11 protein-coding genes are annotated in these 16,036 nt (G+C 72.3%); 9 read left to right on the forward strand and 2 right to left on the reverse strand.

The window, feature by feature from the left end; genetic code table 11:
* Window positions 1-2 precede the first annotated feature (2 nt).
* The 3 genes from IE97_RS0124260 (at window position 3) to IE97_RS0124270 (ending at window position 2,189) form a co-directional block, all read left to right on the forward strand.
* Window positions 3-1,220 (forward strand): ATP-binding protein, encoded by a 1,218-nt coding sequence (locus tag IE97_RS0124260; RefSeq protein ID WP_030244373.1) that lies wholly within the window; start codon window positions 3-5, stop codon window positions 1,218-1,220.
* Window positions 1,213-1,539: a nucleotide pyrophosphohydrolase gene (locus tag IE97_RS0124265; protein WP_030244377.1), complete on the forward strand. Its 327-nt coding sequence runs from the start codon at window positions 1,213-1,215 to the stop codon at window positions 1,537-1,539. Before IE97_RS0124260 ends, IE97_RS0124265 begins: the two co-directional genes overlap by 8 nt.
* 179 nt (window positions 1,540-1,718) lie before the next feature.
* Window positions 1,719-2,189: a DUF6099 family protein gene (locus tag IE97_RS0124270; RefSeq protein WP_030244381.1), complete on the forward strand. Its 471-nt coding sequence runs from the start codon at window positions 1,719-1,721 to the stop codon at window positions 2,187-2,189.
* A 112-nt stretch (window positions 2,190-2,301) separates the two neighbouring features.
* On the opposite strand, the gene IE97_RS42590 is transcribed toward IE97_RS0124270, so the two are convergent.
* Window positions 2,302-2,475, reverse strand: coding sequence for a hypothetical protein (locus tag IE97_RS42590; RefSeq protein WP_199807008.1), 174 nt, complete (start codon window positions 2,473-2,475; stop codon window positions 2,302-2,304).
* A 237-nt stretch (window positions 2,476-2,712) separates the two neighbouring features.
* Here IE97_RS42590 and IE97_RS0124280 point away from each other — a divergent pair, with 237 nt between their 5' ends.
* Complete coding sequence (locus IE97_RS0124280; RefSeq protein ID WP_030244383.1) at window positions 2,713-3,636, forward strand: LLM class F420-dependent oxidoreductase; 924 nt, start codon at window positions 2,713-2,715, stop codon at window positions 3,634-3,636.
* Window positions 3,637-3,657: 21 nt separating this feature from the next.
* Here IE97_RS0124280 and IE97_RS0124285 read toward each other — a convergent pair whose 3' ends face one another.
* Complete coding sequence (locus IE97_RS0124285) at window positions 3,658-4,470, reverse strand: SAM-dependent methyltransferase (RefSeq protein WP_030244385.1); 813 nt, start codon at window positions 4,468-4,470, stop codon at window positions 3,658-3,660.
* A gap of 161 nt (window positions 4,471-4,631) precedes the next feature.
* Here IE97_RS0124285 and IE97_RS0124290 point away from each other — a divergent pair, with 161 nt between their 5' ends.
* The 5 genes from IE97_RS0124290 (at window position 4,632) to fxsT (ending at window position 16,033) form a co-directional block, all read left to right on the forward strand.
* The gene (locus tag IE97_RS0124290) at window positions 4,632-6,095 is read left to right on the forward strand and encodes a 3' terminal RNA ribose 2'-O-methyltransferase Hen1 (protein WP_030244388.1); all 1,464 of its coding nucleotides are present in this window, start codon (window positions 4,632-4,634) and stop codon (window positions 6,093-6,095) included.
* The gene (locus tag IE97_RS0124295) at window positions 6,092-8,686 is read left to right on the forward strand and encodes a polynucleotide kinase-phosphatase (protein WP_030244390.1); all 2,595 of its coding nucleotides are present in this window, start codon (window positions 6,092-6,094) and stop codon (window positions 8,684-8,686) included. The genes IE97_RS0124290 and IE97_RS0124295 overlap by 4 nt, the downstream gene beginning before the upstream one ends.
* A gap of 142 nt (window positions 8,687-8,828) precedes the next feature.
* The gene (locus tag IE97_RS0124300) at window positions 8,829-10,373 is read left to right on the forward strand and encodes an effector-associated domain 2-containing protein (RefSeq protein ID WP_030244394.1); all 1,545 of its coding nucleotides are present in this window, start codon (window positions 8,829-8,831) and stop codon (window positions 10,371-10,373) included.
* Entirely contained in the window at window positions 10,370-11,473 is a 1,104-nt protein-coding gene (locus tag IE97_RS0124305; RefSeq protein ID WP_030244396.1) for an AAA family ATPase, read from the forward strand. Before IE97_RS0124300 ends, IE97_RS0124305 begins: the two co-directional genes overlap by 4 nt.
* The gene (gene fxsT, locus IE97_RS0124310; protein WP_030244400.1) at window positions 11,474-16,033 is read left to right on the forward strand and encodes an FxSxx-COOH system tetratricopeptide repeat protein; all 4,560 of its coding nucleotides are present in this window, start codon (window positions 11,474-11,476) and stop codon (window positions 16,031-16,033) included.
* Window positions 16,034-16,036: the final 3 nt, after the last annotated feature.

Genomic DNA, 16,036 nt, shown 5'->3' on the forward strand with positions numbered 1-16,036 from the left:
ATATGACTCAGCCCCCCGCTCCCGCCGCCTCCCTCGTGCAGCCCGGCCCTCCGGCGGCCGGCGCCGCGCACACCGGCCGCCCCCGCATCACCGAGCTGCGGCTGTCCGCCTTCGGCACCCACCGCCGCGCCGTACTGCCGCTGGGGCCGCTCACCCTGCTCGCCGGCCCCAGCGGCTGCGGCAAGTCCAGCGCGCTGCGGGCGTACGAGGCGCTCGCCCGGCTCGGCGGCGGCGCCGGGCTCGGCGAGGTGTTCCCGGACCCCGCCGCCTGCGTGCCGGAACGGGCCCGGCCCGACGCGCAGTTCCGGCGCGGCTTCCGGATCGGGTGCACGGCAGACGGCCCGGCCGGTCCCGTCCGGCTCGACGTCGCCGTGCAGGCGGAGCCCGAACTGCGCGTCGTGGGCGAGCGGTTGACCGCCGGCGCACTGGTCCTGCTGGAGACCGCCCTGCGCGACCCCGGGAAACGCGCCGTACAGGCCGCCTGGCACACGGCCGGGCCGACACCGGTGACCCGTGGCCCGCTGCCGGACGACCGGCTCGGCACCGCCCTGCTGCCGCTGCGCGTGGCCGGCAAGACACCCGGGCAGCGCAGGGTGCTGGCCGCCGCCGAGCAGATGGTGGTCGCCCTGCGCTCCGTCTTCGCCTGCGACCCCGATCCCGCCCCTATGCGCGGCCCCGTACCGGCCGGTCCCGGCCGGCTGCACGGCCACTGCGGCAACCTCGCCGACGTCCTGCGGCGCACCCGCGCCGAATGCGGCCGGCGGCACACGCAGTTCGTCGCGGCGGTACGCGCCGGCTGCGCCGGACCGGTCGCGGACGTGCTCGCCGGCCCGGTCGCCGACCTGCCCGCCGGACCGATGCCCGAAGAGGCCGGAGCGTCCCTCCGCGCGAGTCTGGACCGGGGCGACGGCACCACCACCGACCTGCGGCGGCTCGGCGACGGCGAACTGCGCTATCTCGCCCTCGCGCTGGTCCTGTTCACCGGCCCCGGCGTACTGGAGGTCGACCCGGCCGGCGAGGTTCCCGCCGCCCTCCAGACGCTCACGATCCTCGCCGACGGCTTCGACCGGTGCCTCGACGTACGGCAGCGGCACGAACTGCTGCGGCTGGCGGCCCGGATGTGCGAGCGGGGGCACATCCGCCTCGTCGGCGCGGTCAGCGACGCCTCGTGGGCCGACGGGGCGGAGGGAGTCACGGTGGTACACCTGAACCGTGACTGACGAACCCCTGGATGTGGCGAGACTGCAACGCCGGCTGGCCGAGTTCGCGTCCGCGCGGAACTGGCAGCCGTACCACACCCCCAAGAACCTGGTCGCCGCGCTCAGCGTCGAGGCGTCCGAACTGGTCGAGATCTTCCAGTGGTTGACGCCCGAGGAGTCGGCCCGGGTCATGACCGAACCGGACACCGCGCACCGCGTCACCGACGAGATCGCCGACGTGCTGGCGTACCTGCTCCAGCTGTGCGAGGTGCTCGGCGTCGACCCGCTGGCCGCGTTGGACGCGAAGATCGACCGGAACGAGCGGAGGTTCCCGATCTAGGAGCCACACAGTCCACTTGTACAGTGAGTAATCAAAACGCGGCCCGAATCCGAATCGTTGTCCGTTAATTTCCGTCTTCCTCTGGCTTTCCGTCTCAAGTCCCCTCACTCTGGGTAGTGAACAGGGGAGTTCGGGCGGACGGGCGCGCGGAGCGCGTCGGGACAGGACGGGGGCAGTGCATGGACGCGGTGCGGCTCATCGTGACGAGCAGGCGGTCCCTGGCCGCGGGCAGTGACGTGCCGGAGATCCTGGCCGAAGTGTGGCAGGCGCAGGCACTGGCGCAGGCCATAGGGAGTCGGCTGGCGGTCGCCGGTCCACCCGAACTGCGCGGTGAGGCACTGGGGTTGACCGAGCTGGCGGGCCGTGGCTGCGGCGTCCTCGACCCGCCCGAACTGGCCCCCGGTGAGCTGCGGGCGGGCCAGCTCACCGAGTTGGGCGACGCCCGCCACACCCTGATGTACCTCGGCGGCCTCCTCGGCGAGGTCGGCATAGCCCTGGTCGGCCTCGCCTGTGCCGCGGACGACGAGGGCACGTACTGGCAGTGCATGGAGGCCATCGACGCGGCGGACGAGTCCCGCGACCGCGTCCTGGAGATGCTCCGCAGACTCGCGGACCGGGAGCAGGTGCTGCCGGAGAGGGAAGCGGGGTAGGAGGAAGTCCGTCAGCGTCCGCCCGGCTCGCCCGTGACGGCTTGAGGGGCGGGCTGCCGGGTTCCCGGCACGGGTGGAGAAAACCGGCGGCCGCACCCGCTCCGGCTCGGGTTCAGACGACCGGTCCCTCCTCGGCCGGCCCCCGCCCGGCGTGGCCCGCCGCCTGAAGATCCGCGTCCAGCGCCGACAGGTCCGCGTTCAACGCCGCCATCAGCTCCTCCATCTGCTGCAACAGCCCTTTCGGCTGTCCGGTCCCGTCCTGCTGCGGCACGGTCTCTTCGGACATGACGGCCTCCTCGGCCCCTGGCCCCCGGGGAGGCCGACGCGGGTGACGCCCCGGCGGTCACCGGCCGGTGCGGAAGCCGGGGTCCAGCTCCGCCCGAGCCAACGATCATCACCGGGGCCGGTCACTGGCCCGGTCACGGGGCACACGCGGTATGGATGTAATTTCACCCGACCGGGGACCGTGCGGCACGGAGGGACCGGCCTCCTCGGCGCGCGGCCCGGAGTGCAGGATGGAAACATGGATCTCCGCATCTTCACCGAGCCCCAGCAGGGGGCGACCTACGACACTCTCCTCACCGTGGCCAAGGCCACGGAAGATCTCGGATTCGACGCGTTTTTCCGTTCCGACCATTACCTCCGCATGGGTTCCGTCGACGGCCTGCCGGGCCCCACCGACGCCTGGATCACGCTGGCCGGACTCGCCCGCGAGACCAAGCGCATCCGGCTCGGCACCCTGATGACCGCCGGTACCTTCCGGCTGCCCGGCGTGCTCGCCATCCAGGTCGCCCAGGTCGACCAGATGTCCGGCGGCCGGGTCGAGCTCGGCCTCGGTGCCGGCTGGTTCGAGGAGGAGCACAAGGCCTACGGCATCCCGTTCCCCAAGGAGAAGTTCGCCCGCCTCGAGGAGCAGCTGGAGATCGTCACCGGCCTGTGGGGGACGGACCTGGGCAAGACCTACGACTTCCACGGCACCTACTACGACCTCACCGACTCTCCCGCGCTGCCCAAGCCCGCGCAGGCGAAGATCCCCGTGCTCGTCGGCGGCCACGGCGCCACCCGTACTCCGCGGCTGGCCGCGAAGTACGCCGACGAGTTCAACATCCCCTTCGCCTCGATCGAGGACACCGAGCGCCAGTTCGGCCGGGTGCGCGCCGCCGCCGAGGAGGCCGGCCGCAGCGGTGACGACCTGATCTACTCCAACGCGCTGGTCGTCTGCGTCGGCCGGGACGACGCGGAGGTCGCCCGCCGGGCCGCCGCGATCGGCCGCGAGGCCGACGAGCTGAAGCTCAACGGCCTGGCCGGCTCCCCGGCCGAGGTCGTCGACAAGATCGGCCGGTACGCCGAGACCGGCGCGAGCCGGATCTACCTCCAGATCCTCGACCTGGACGACCTCGACCACCTGGAGCTGATCTCCTCGCAGGTGCAGTCGCAGCTGTCCTAGGGCGGTACGGCAGGGCGGTCGTCACGGCTTGCGGGCGACCGCCACGTAGAGGGGTATCTCCTCACCCCCGCGTCGGTCCTGGCCGGGCGCACCCGGTTCGGGGTGCCACCGAGCGGCCAGGACCAGTCCGGGGTCCACCGGTTCGAGCCCCGTGAAGAACTCCGCGAACTCCGCGCGGGTGCGCACCTGGGCCGCCGTTCCGCCCTTGCGGTACACCTCGACGACCCGCTCCCAGGTCTCCGGATCGAAGTCGCCCGTGGCGTGGGACAGCGTCAGGTAGCTGCCGGGCGCGAGCGGTTCGAGGAGTTCGCGCACGATCCGGCGGGGCTCGTCCTCGTCCGCCACCAGGTGCAGCAGAGCCACCAGGGACAGTGCGACCGGCCGGCTGAAGTCAAGGGTCTCCCGCGCCGCCGCGACGATCTTCCCCGGTTCCCGTACGTCGCCCGCGACGTAGGCCGTCCTCCCCTCGGCCGTGCTGTGCAGCAGCGCCTCGGCGTGCCGCAGGACGATCGGGTCGTTGTCCGCGTAGACCACCCGGGCGTGCGGGACGACGTCCTGCACGATCTGGTGCAGGTTCGGCTCGGTGGGAATGCCGGTTCCGATATCGAGGAACTGTTCGACGCCCCGCGCGGCCAGCAGCCGGGAGGCGCGATGCATGAACGAGCGGTTGGTCCGCGCCATGTCCCGGACGGCGGGGAAGAGGGAGATCACTTGGTCTGCCGCTTCCGCGTCGACCGGATAGTTGTCCTTCCCGCCGAGGAAGTAGTCGTACATGCGCGCCGAGTGGGGCTTGCCGGTGTCGAGGTGGTCAGTGCTCCGCCTGGCGTCTGTCACTTGAGGCTCCCGCATCTGTGCGTACAGGGGCGCCCGTCCCCGAATCCCGCTCGAACGCCCGGTCGACCGGGAGGCTAGCGAAAATTCTCGGGTGCTGCCGGTGCCGACTCGGTACGGTGGGCGTATCCGCAGTTCAGACCACTGATCGAGGTCGACCCACCGTGTTCCTGACCATCACCACCTCCGGCACTCCGGAGCGTCCAGCCACCGATCTCGGCTTCCTGCTGCACAAGCACCCCGAGAAGGCACAGGCGTTCTCCACCTCCTACGGCACGGCCCACGTCCTCTACCCCGAGGCGGACGCCGAGCGCTGCACGGCGGCGCTGCTGCTGGAGGTGGACGCGGTGGCGCTGGTCCGGCGCGGCAAGGGCAAGGGCCGGGGCGGCGCCCCGCACGCGGCACTCGCGCAGTACGTCAACGACCGCCCGTACGCGGCCTCCTCCCTCCTCGCCGTGGCGCTGAGCAGCGTCTTCTCCAGCGCGATGCGCGGCGTCTGCAACGCCCGGCCCGAACTGCCCGCCGCACCGCGGCCGTTGCGCATCGAGGTGCCCGCGCTGCCCGCACGTGGCGGCCCCGGCCTCGTACGACGGCTCTTCGAGCCGCTCGGCTGGACGGTCACCGCCGAACCCGTGCCGCTGGACACCGAGTTCCCCGAGTGGGGAGACTCCCGGTACGTCCGGCTCGAACTGGAGTCCACAGGCCGCACCCTCGCCGAGGCCCTGCGGCACCTCTACGTCCTCCTCCCGGTCCTGGACGACGCCAAGCACTACTGGGTGTCCTCCGAGGAGGTCGACAAGCTGCTGCGCGCCGGTGAGGGCTGGCTGGCCGGTCACCCGGAGCAGAAACTGATCACCAGCCGCTACCTCTCGCGCCGCTGGTCGCTGACCCGGCAGGCCACCGAGCGGCTGGAGCTGGTGCGGCTCGCGGAGACGGACGACAGCGAGATCGAGGAGATCGACAACGCGGTCGAGGCGGAGACCGAGGCCGAGGAGCGGCCGACCCCACTGGCCGTACAGCGCCGGGAGGCGATCACCGCCGCACTCAAGGCGTCCGGGGCCGCCCGGGTGCTCGATCTCGGCTGCGGCCAGGGCCAGTTGGTGCAGGCCCTGCTCAAGGATCCGGCGTTCAGCGAGATCGTGGGGCTGGACGTCTCGATGCGTGCGCTCACCATCGCCTCCCGGCGGCTGAAGCTGGACCGCATGGGGGAGCGGCAGGCCTCGCGCGTCAAGCTCCTCCAGGGCTCGCTCGCGTACACCGACCGCCGGATCAAGGGGTACGACGCCGCCGTGCTCAGCGAGGTCATCGAGCACCTCGACCTGCCCAGGCTGCCCGCCCTGGAGTACGCCGTGTTCGGCTCTGCCCGGCCGCGCACGGTCCTCGTGACGACCCCGAACGTCGAGTACAACGTGCGCTGGGAGAGCCTCCCGGCCGGTCACGTCCGGCACGGCGACCACCGCTTCGAGTGGACCCGCGCGGAGTTCCGGTCCTGGGCCGACGCGGTCGCCGAACGGCACGGCTACGGCGTGGAGTTCGTACCCGTCGGCCCCGACGACCCGGAGGTGGGGCCACCCACCCAGATGGCCGTGTTCACCCTGACCACCCCGAAGGAGGCGAAGGCGGCATGACCGTGGTACCGAACGTGAACGACGCACGGAACGGGCGCGTGCTGCCCGTCACCGACCTCTCCCTGGTGGTGCTCGTCGGCGCCTCCGGCTCCGGCAAGTCCACCTTCGCCCGCCGGCACTTCAAGCCGACCGAGATCATCTCGTCCGACTTCTGCCGCGGCCTCGTCTCGGACGACGAGAACGACCAGAGCGCCACCAAGGACGCCTTCGACGTCCTGCACTACATCGCCGGCAAGCGCCTCGCCGCGGGCCGTCGCACCGTCGTGGACGCGACCAGCGTGCAGCCCGACGCACGGCGGCAGTTGGTCGACCTGGCCAAGCGCTACGACGTACTCCCCATAGCCATCGTGCTCGACGTGCCCGAGGCGGTGTGCGCCGAGCGCAACGCGGCCCGCAGCGACCGCGCGGACATGCCCCGCCGGGTCATCCAGCGCCACACCCGCGAACTCCGCCGTTCCCTCAGGCACCTGGAGCGCGAGGGCTTCCGCAAGGTGCACGTCCTGCGGGGCGTCGAGGACGTCGAGAACGCCACGGTCGTCACCGAGAAGCGCTTCAACGACCTGACCCACCTCACCGGCCCCTTCGACATCATCGGCGACATCCACGGCTGCTCCGCCGAACTGGAGTCGCTGCTCGGCAAGCTGGGCTACACCGACGGGGTCCACCCGGAGGGCCGCACGGCCGTCTTCGTCGGCGACCTGGTCGACCGCGGCCCCGACAGCCCGGGCGTGCTGCGCCGCGTCATGACGATGGTGAAGTCGGGCAACGCGCTGTGCGTGCCCGGCAACCACGAGAACAAGTACGGCCGCTACCTCAAGGGCCGCAAGGTCCAGCACACCCACGGCCTCGCCGAGACCGTCGAGCAGATGGCGGGCCAGAGCGAGGAGTTCGTCTCCGAGGTACGGGAGTTCATCGACGGCCTCGTCAGCCACTACGTCCTCGACGGCGGCCGGCTGGTCGTCTGTCACGCCGGTCTGCCCGAGAGGTACCACGGCCGCACCTCCGGCCGGGTCCGCAGCCACGCCCTGTACGGCGACACCACCGGGGAGACCGACGAGTTCGGCCTGCCGGTGCGCTACCCGTGGGCGGAGGAGTACCGCGGCCGGGCGGCGGTGGTCTACGGGCACACCCCGGTCCCGGAGGCCACCTGGCTGAACAACACCATCTGCCTCGACACCGGCGCGGTGTTCGGCGGCAAGCTCACCGCGCTGCGCTGGCCGGAGCGTGAGCTGGTCGACGTCCCGGCGGAGCGGGTCTGGTACGAGCCGGCCAAGCCGCTGCGCGCCGAAGCGCCCGGCGGACACGACGGCCGCCCGCTCGACCTGGCGGACGTGCACGGCCGCCGGGTCGTGGAGACCCGGCACCAGGGCCGGATCTCGATCCGCGAGGAGAACGCGGCGGCGGCCCTGGAGGTCATGAGCCGCTTCGCGGTGGACCCCCGGCTGCTGCCGTACCTCCCGCCGACGATGGCCCCGACGGCCACGAGTCACATCGACGGCTACCTGGAGCACCCTGCCGAGGCCTTCGCGCAGTACGAGGCGGACGGTGTCGCCCGGGTCGTGTGCGAGGAGAAGCACATGGGCTCGCGTGCGGTGGTCCTGGTGTGCCGGGACGCGGAGACGGCCCGCAAGCGCTTCGGGGATGGGGGCACCTCCCGCTCGAGCGCAGCCGAGAGTGGGGGAGGCCCCACCGGGTCCCTCTACACCCGCACCGGACGCCCGTTCCTCGACGACGACGCCCTCAGCGAGCAGATACTCGACCGGGTGCGCACGGCGATCGGCGAGGCCGGTCTGTGGGACGACCTCGAGACGGACTGGCTGCTGCTGGACGCGGAGTTGATGCCGTGGTCGCTGAAGGCGTCCGGGCTGCTGCGGTCGCAGTACGCCGCCGTCGGTGCCGCGTCCGGCGCGGTGTTCCCGGGCGCGCTGGCCGCGCTGCGGGGCGCGGCGGCGCGGGGCGTCGACGTGACCGGCCTGCTGTCCCGCACCAGCGAACGGTCCGCCGACGCCGCCGCGTTCACGGACGCCTACCGCCGCTACTGCTGGACCACCGACGGCCTGGACGGCGTCCGCCTGGCCCCCTTCCAGATCCTCGCCGTCCAGGGCCGCAGCCTGGCCGCCCTGCCGCACGACGAGCAGCTCACCCTGCTCGACCGGCTCGTCGAACACGACGGCAGCGGCCTGCTCCAGACCACCCGGCGGCTCTACGTGGACACCGCCGACCCGGAGTCCGTCCAGGCCGGTGTCGACTGGTGGCTGGAGATGACCGGCCGCGGCGGCGAGGGCATGGTGGTGAAGCCGGTCGGGGCGCTGGTCCGCGACAGCCAGGGCCGTCTGGTGCAGCCCGGCATCAAGTGCCGCGGCCGCGAGTACCTGCGGATCATCTACGGCCCGGAGTACACGCGCCCGGAGAACCTGGCCCGTCTGCGTTCGCGGTTCCTGAACCACAAGCGGTCGCTGGCGATCCGCGAGTACGCCCTGGGCCTGGAGGCCCTGGACCGGCTGGCCGAGGGCGAGCCGCTGTGGCGGGTGCACGAGGCGGTGTTCGGGGTGCTGGCGCTGGAGTCGGAGCCGGTGGACCCGCGGCTGTAGCGATTCGGCCGAGTGTTCCAACCTGGTGTCACTCGGCCGGACTTCACTCCTCCTGACCTCACTTGTCCCTGGTTAACCGTCAGGTGCCGTGCTAACTTCGCAGGTCGGTCAGGCAGGCATACCGGCTCATGGGGGAAAGTCGGTGGAGACAGGTGTGAAGTTCGGCGGCTCCGACGTCGGTTCCGGGGCCGAGCGGGGTCTGTTACTGCTGTCCAGGCTGACCGACGCACTCTGCGAGCTGAGCTGCATGGAGGACCCGCCGGGCCGGGTGCAGTTCGCCGCGGTGCTCGGGGAGCAGCTCGGCCGGGACGTCGACGTGCGGGGCGTTCGACTGCGCGAGGACGCGGTGACGCTGGTGCGCACCGCGCTGAACGTGGCAGGCGGGGAACACGTACTGGTCGGGGTGGTCCGCATCCTCGAGGGCACCCTGGCTGGTGACGAACTGGACCGGCTGATCGCCCCCGCCCCTCCCGCCGTGCCCGAGCTGCCCGGCCCGCTGAACCGGAAGGACGAATACAGCGCGCGTGCCGTCCTCACCAGGGGCGAGATTCCCGCGGTCCAGCTGCGGGACGACCTCGTGGAGGAGCTCAACAGCCTCTACCTCCCCACCGGGCTCTCTCCCGACCAGCTCTTCGCGCACGTCCTGGAGTGGAACGTGCAGCCGGACGGACTGCCGCCCGCCGTTCTCCTCCTCGACCAGGCCGCCCGGCTGGCCGTCACCCCCGCGCACCGCGCCGCCCTGTCCGGCTGGGTCGACGACTGGGCCCGCAGGGAGGGACTGGCCGAGGAGCTGGCTCGGCGCCGGGAGGCACGGGTCGAGAAGGTCTTCGATCCCGACATTCCGCGCTGTCTGATCGTCGCTGTCGAGCCGACCCGGGACGGCTCCGGCGAAGTCGTCGTACGGCCCTGGCTCAACACGGTGCCCGGCCACTGGGACCCCCAGCCCTGTGAACCGGCCATGACCACCCTGGACGCGCTCGGCACGGCCGTGGAACAGGCACTGAGGCAGGGCGCCCGCCTCTGGTCGGCGTCCCGCGAGCCGGAACCGAGCGGACGGCGGCAGCCACCGCCGTACATCGAGTTCGTGCTCCCGTACGACCTCCTCAACCACGACGTGGCGGGACTGACGTACCGGATCGGCGACGGTCTGCCTTTGCCGCTCGGCCTCAAGTACGGGGTGCACTTACGCAGTCTGGAGCGGATGCGCAGCGACGACGCCCTGGTGCGGCACCAGTGGCGGGAACGCTGGCACGCCCTGCGCCGGTACGGGGCCACGGTGCACGGCTGGCGTGGGACGGACCGCAGCAGGCTCGACGCCTGGCAGGCGGCGCTCGCCGGGGACAGCGGACACACGGCCGTGGTGCTGGACGCTCCGGACGACGTCGCCGCCATGGCGGCGCTCAAGGCGGCCATAGCGGAAGGCATAGGGCTGGCGATCTGGGACCGAAGAGGCGTCTTCCTGGAGGAGCGCCGGGAGGTCGTGACCGCGGTGTTCGCCGCCGTGCCCACGCCCGCGCAGATCCCCACGGCCATCCACCGCCTGCGGCAGAACGCCGAACTGCACACCGAGGGACCGGGCCGGTTCCTCGGCCGGCACATCGGCTTCTTCTGGGACGATCCCACTCGGCTTGTCGACATCCAGACCACCGACCCAGGCGACCCCGCCAGCGAGGAGGCACCGGCATGAGCGCGCAGGAGCAGACGGCCCTGAACGGCTGGCACGTGTTCCACGGCACCGGCCGGGAACCGGCCGTGCCGCCCCGGCTGCCGGCCCCGCCGCCCTGGCGGCGCTTCCGCGGCGGCCCGGCCCAGCCCCCGCCCCCGGACGACCCGGACGGCGCGCTGCGCCGCCTGGGCCCCGGCGAGGTCACGCCGCGGCTGTCCGCCGACGAGACGGACACCGTGAACGCCGCGCTACTGCTGCGCAGGCCGCTGCTGATCACCGGCCCGCCCGGGGTCGGCAAGTCCACCCTCGCCTACGTGATCTCCCGGGAACTGGGACTCGGCCGGGTGCTCGAATGGAACATCGTCAGCCGTACCACCTTGCGGGACGGCCTGTACGAGCACGATGCCATGGGGCGGGCCCAGGCCATCGCCGCCTGGCAGGCCGGGCTGCGGAGCTCGGCGCCCGCGCGCATCGAGGAAACACCCGAAGGTGCGACATCCGGCGCGGACGACAAGACCGCGGTCACATTACAAGCGCGTCAACTCCCGCCGCCTCTTGGTGACTTCATCGCTCTCGGCCCCCTCGGTACGGCTCTGCTGCCCTACGATCGTCCCCGTGTGCTCCTCGTCGACGAACTCGACAAGAGCGACATCGACCTGCCGAACGACCTGTTGCACGTCCTGGAGAACGGAAGCTATGACGTCCCGGAGCTGGTCCGCGACGCCGCCGAGGAGGCGCGTGTCCACACCAGTGATCCCGGGGGCCAGGCCGTGGTGCGCGGCGGACGCGTCGAATGCCGGGAGTTCCCGGTCGTGGTGATCACCAGCAACGGAGAGCGCCAGTTCCCCGCGGCCTTCCGGCGGCGCTGCCTGCCGCTGGAGATGCGCACGCCCACCCGCGAGCAGCTGCTGGCCCTGGTGGAGGGGCACCTGGGGGCCCGGCCGCGGGGCACCGAGGACCTGGTGGACCTGTTCGTGCAGCGGGTCCAGTCCGGCGGCACCCACTCACTGGACCAGCTACTCAACGCGGTCCAGATGACTACCGCGGGTGGTTTCCAGGCGGATGGTGACGGGCGTAAGCTCGTGGAAATGCTGCTCCGCGACCTCGCGAAGGGCCGCTGAATGAACGGCTTTCCCAGGGAGCGCGCATCCGGGCCCGGCGACGGGGACCCCGTATCGGGGACGTCGCCTCCGTCGGCGTTCCCGGAGTCCGTCGAACGCGCGAGTGAGCACGGAGCGGCGCTCACGGCTGCCCTGGGACAGGACTCCCGGCCACACCCGGGCCCCGGCGCCGAGGAGTCCTTCACGCCGCACTGGCAGGAGGTCGCGGACGCCGTCTGGCTCGCCGCGCACCGGTCCCGGTACGGCGACCCGGTCCCCGCGGGCCAGGCCCCGGCGCCGGCTCACGACACCACGGCGGCAAGCACCCGGGAGCCGGCGGATGCGCGGTCCCCGGCCGCGTCGTGCGACCCCGTCGAAGCGTCCGCCACCGACCCCGTAACCACCCCTCAGCCGCCCGAAGGCGACACCGGCATCCCCGACGTGCCTGCCCCGCCGCGGGACCGCCCCGGTCCACGGCCGTCGGCGCCCGTGCCGGCCCGGCTGTTACCCGACCCGGAGGGCACCGTCACGCTGCACGTCGGGCGGCCGCTGCTGGCCCCGGACGACCGTCCGCAGCACGCCCCGGGCCGGGCCACGGCCCTGCTCGCCCGCGCCCTGCACCGACTGGCCCGGCGCGTCCCCTCCCGCGACACCCTGGAGTTGGACGAGGAGATCACCGCCGAACAAGGGGTGGTGGACGGCCTGTGGCTGCCCTTCCTGCGGCCCGCCCGTGCCTCGGCCTTCGACCTGGTGCTGCTCGTCGACAACGCCCCCACCATGCGGATCTGGGAGGACACCACCGCGCGCCTCGCCCAGGCCGCCGAGCACAGCGGTTCCTTCCGGAGCGTGCGCACGGTCGGGGTACAGGTACCGCGCACCGGCGCCGCAACCCTGCGCTGGAGCTCCGCGGGCGCCGCCGCTGACCCCGCCGAACTCCTCGACGGGCGGGGCGGACGGGTCTTCCTCGTCGTCACCGACGGACTCGCGCACGGCTGGGCCGCCCCCGCCGCCGACGAACTGCTGGGCCGCCTGGCCCACGCCGGTCCCACGGCCCTCGTGCACCTGCTGCCCCCGCACCTGCGCCACCGCACCTCGCTCTACCCGTACCCCGCGGTCCTGGAGGCCGGTGGATTCGGCGCCACCAACGACGGCCTCGGACACTGGGCGCCGCCCGGCGGACCCGACCCCCTGCGGCCGTTGCCCGAGGCGGGCGACGACTCCGTGCCCGTCCCCGTGTTGTCGCTGAAGCCCGGCTCCCTCGCCGTCTGGGCCGACCTCGTCACCGGCGAACGCGGGGTACGCCGTTCCCTGCCCGTCGTCCTGGCCGGCGCCCTCGCCAAGGGGGCGCCCGCGCCCGGCCTGCGCGCCCCACGCTTCCCGCGCGCCGCCACCACCGCCGTCCGCCGCTTCTTCACCCTCGCCACCCCGGCCGCGCGCCGACTCGCCACCCAACTGGCCGCCGTTCCCTTCGACTTCGACCTCGTGGAACAGCTGCGACGGCGCACCATGCCGGAGACCGGTCCCGACCACCTCGCCGAGATCCTGATGGGTGGGCTGATCGACTGGGACCGTGGCGGCGAGGGGCGTCCCGAGTTCGCCGACGGAGTCCGTGAGGCACTGCTCGCCACCACGACCCGCAGCCAGCTCGCCCGCACCGTCAGTGTGGTGGGCGAGCTGCCCGCCGCCGGCGAGCGGGGTGTCGCGCTGCGGGCCGCCTTGCACGACCCGGTGGGCGCCGCGTTGCCCGACCCGTCGGAGCACGGCTGGGTGCGCAGCGAACTCGCCGTGATGCGCGCCCTCTCGGGGGCGTACTCGGACCGGGCCAGGCGCATCGAGCCACAACTCTCCACGCTGGTGCCGGCCGCTGCGGCCGAACGGGTGGACCCCGGTTTGCCCCCAGGTACACCCACTGAGGTGAACCACGCGGGCGACGGGGGATCACCCGGCGGCTCTGACGGGAGTGATCCCATATCGGGCATTCCTTACCGTGATGGAGAAAATGTGCAGAGCCTGGTAACCGACGCGAACCAACCCGAAGCCCCGGAGGCTGAGCCGCTCATGGAGAGCACCACGACCACTTCGCCCGCCCTTCTGGTGAACGTTCCGCTCAGGAACACCTCGTTCGTCGGCCGGCAGGCGCTGCTGAGGGCCGTGGAGGAGCAGCTTGACGCCCAGGACACGGCGGCGGTGCTGCCGCACGCGCTGCACGGACTGGGCGGCGTCGGCAAGTCGCAGCTCGCGCTGGAGTACATCTACACCCACCAGCACGACTACAAAGTGATCTGCTGGATCCCCGCCGAGCGGGAGAGCCTCATCCTCGCCGCGCTGGCCACCCTCGCGGGCCAGCTGGGCGTCGCCCCGACCGGACAGGACAGCCACGGCGCTCCCGCCGCCAACACGGCCGTGCCCGCGGTGCTGGAAGCGCTGCGCACAGGAGCGCCGTACGACGACTGGCTGCTCATCTTCGACAACGCCGAGGACGTCGAGGCGGTGCGCAAGTACTTCCCCGCCAACGGGCCGGGGAAGGTCATCGTCACCTCCCGGAACCGGGCCTGGGAGCGGGTGGCCACCCCCCTGCCGGTCAACGTGTTCGAGCGGGAGGAGTCCATCGAGCTGCTCCAGAAACGCTCGCCCGACCTGTCCACGGAGGACGCCGACCGGCTCGCCGAGGCCCTGGGGGACCTGCCGCTCGCTGTGGAGCAGGCGGGTGCCTGGCGAGCCGTCACCGGCATGCTCGTCGACGAGTACCTCGATCTGCTCGCCCAGCGCAGCCCCGAGATCCTCGAACTGGACCCGGCCCCCGACTACCCGGTCTCCGTCGCCGCGGCCTGGGACCTCTCGCTGGAGCGCATCCGGGAGAACAACCCCGGCGCCCGGCAACTCCTCGACATCTGCGCCAGCATGGCTCCCGAGCCGATCCCGCGTTCGATGCTGCGCGGCAGCCGGGGCGTCAGCATCACCCCCCAGATCGACCCGCTGCTGCGCGAGCCGATCCGGCTGAACCGCGCCGTGCGCGACCTGAGCCAGTTCTCCCTGGTCAAGGTGGATCCACGGTCCGACACGCTGCAGATGCACCGCCTGCTGCAGACCGTGCTCCTGGCCAAGCTGAGTTCCGAGGAACGGGAGCGGATGCGCGGTGCCGCGCACCAGCTGCTCTCGGCGGCCAAACCGGGCGCCTACTCCTCGTCGCTGGAGTGGCCCGCCTACCAGGCGCTGTTGCCGCACGTGCTCGCCTCGCAGGCGGTCACCAGCTCCGACGACTGGGTACGGGACCTGGTCTCCGACACCGTGTGGTTCCTGTACTACTGGGGAGACCACGCGGGCGCCGCGGACTACGCCCGGCAGGCGTGGAACGCCTGGCTCGCCACGTCGGGCGAGGACGACCTCCGCGTCATCCGTATGACCAAGAGCCTCTCGTTCCTGTTGCGGCAGGTCGGGCAGGTCCCCGAGTCGATCCCCCTCAGCGAGAAGGCGCTGGAGGCCTCGCGCCGCCAGGACCTCGAACCCGAGGAACTGATCGACTCCCTGTGCAAGACGGCCGACGCCCGCCGCTACCAGGGCCGGTTCCAGGAAGCGCGGGACCTCAGCCAGGAGGCCACCGAGCTGGCCCGGTCCCAGTTCGGCACGGACGATCCCGTCACGCTGAGCGCCGTCCACAGCTGGGTCGTCGACCTGAGACTCTGCGGGCAGTTCCGGGAAGCCCTGCCACTGGACCAGGAGAACGCCCGGCTGCGCGACCTGATGTTCGGCCCCGCCAACTTCTTCACCCTCAACACCCTCAACGGCCTGTCCATCGACATGCGCGAGAGTGGCGACTACCCCGGCGCGCGCGACTTCCAGGAGGACGTGTACCGCAGGGCGCACACCGCGCTCGGTGAGGAGCATCCGCTCACCCTGCGCATCGCCCGCAACCTCGCGGTGTGCCGGCGCCGGGACGGGGCGATCTCCGAGGGCGCCAAGCTGGCCGAAGAGACGCTGCGGCGCTTCGTCAACCGCTACGGGCCCGACCACTTCGACTCGCTGTCGACGGCGACCAACGTGTCCGTCGACCAGCGCCTGGCCGGGGACCTCGACAGCTCCCGGCGGCTGGCCGAGGAGACGGTGCGGCGCTACGGACAGCGCCTCGGTGGCGAACACGCGTACACCCTGCTGACCAAGGCCAACCTGGCCGCCACCCTCCGTGCCCTCGGGGACTTCGACAAAGCGCAGGAGCAGGAGGACGACGCGGCCCGTCTGCTGGGCGAGGTGCTGGGCCCGAACCACGTCACCACGCTGACCGTCGCCATCGGCCGGGCCAACACGGCGTACGGGCGCCTGGACTTCGACAGGGCGCGCGAGATCGACGAGGCCAATCTGCCGCTGCTGGCCGACATCGCCGGAGAGGAACACCCGCTCACCCTGTCGTGCACCGCCAACCTCGCCCTCGATCTGCGGGGCCTCGGCCGGGGCGCGGAGGCGGACGAACTGCAGCGCAAGGCCGTTGACCGCCTCGCGCGCGTGGTCCGCCCCGACCACCCCTGGCTCGATGCGGCCCGCCACCGCCGGCGCATCGAGTGCGACATCGCTCCTATGCCGCTGTAGGAA

The organism is Streptomyces sp. NRRL S-455, assembly GCF_000717875.1.
Lineage (GTDB): Bacteria > Actinomycetota > Actinomycetes > Streptomycetales > Streptomycetaceae > Streptomyces.